A 1,102-nucleotide genomic window follows, 5' to 3' on the forward strand; every position below is an offset into this window, starting at 1 on the left:
TCCTCACCACGTACGGCACGATGCGCTCGACGGCACCCCAACTCGCCGAGCAGCGATGGGGGATGGTCGTCGCCGACGAGGCCCAGCACGTCAAGAACCCCTACTCGGCGACGGCGAAGGCCCTGCGCACCATCCCGACGCCCGCCCGGGTCGCCCTCACCGGCACCCCCGTGGAGAACAACCTCTCCGAGCTGTGGGCCCTCCTCGACTGGACCACCCCCGGCCTCCTCGGCCCCCTCAAGTCCTTCCGCGCCCGCCATGCCCGCGCCGTGGAGAACGGCGAGGACGAGGAGGCCGTGACCCGACTAGCCCGGCTGGTCCGCCCCTTCCTGCTCCGCCGCAAGAAGTCCGACCCCGGTATCGTCCCCGAACTCCCGCCCAAGACCGAGACCGACCACCCCGTCCCCCTCACCCGTGAACAGGCCGCGCTCTACGAGGCCGTCGTCCGCGAGTCGCTGCTGGCCATCGAGACGGCGGAGGGCATCGCCCGCCGGGGCCTGGTCCTGAAGCTGCTGGGCGCCCTCAAGCAGATCTGCGACCACCCGGCGCTGTATCTGAAGGAGGAGGCGGCCGGCCACGGCGACCGCCTGTCCGCCCGCTCCGGCAAACTCGCCCTCCTCGACGAACTGGTGGACACCCTGCTCTCCGAGGACGGCTCGGCCCTGGTCTTCACCCAGTACGTCGGCATGGCCCGCCTGATCACCGCGCATCTCGCCGCCCGCGCGATCCCCGTCGAACTGCTCCACGGCGGCACGCCCGTCAAGGACCGAGAGGAGATGGTGGACCGCTTCCAGAGCGGGGCGACCCCCGTCCTCGTCCTGTCCCTCAAAGCGGCCGGCACCGGCCTGAACCTCACCCGCGCCGGCCATGTCATCCACTTCGACCGCTGGTGGAACCCCGCGGTCGAGGAACAGGCCACCGACCGGGCCTACCGCATCGGCCAGACCCAGCCCGTCCAGGTCCACCGCCTCATCACCGAGGGCACCATCGAGGACCGCATCGCCGAGATGCTCGAAGCGAAGCGGGCCCTCTCCGACGCCATCCTCGGCTCCGGCGAGGCGGCCCTCACAGAACTCACCGACCGCGAACTGACCGACCTCGT

General features: G+C 71.1%; 1 protein-coding gene. It reads left to right on the forward strand.

Features of this window, described 5'->3' with window-relative positions:
* The coding region (locus tag AOK23_RS43020) for a DEAD/DEAH box helicase (RefSeq protein WP_169800399.1) at positions 1-1,102 on the forward strand (1,102 nt) is incomplete at both ends.

The organism is Streptomyces torulosus, assembly GCF_001419765.1.
GTDB classification, from domain to species: Bacteria; Actinomycetota; Actinomycetes; order Streptomycetales; family Streptomycetaceae; genus Streptomyces; species Streptomyces torulosus.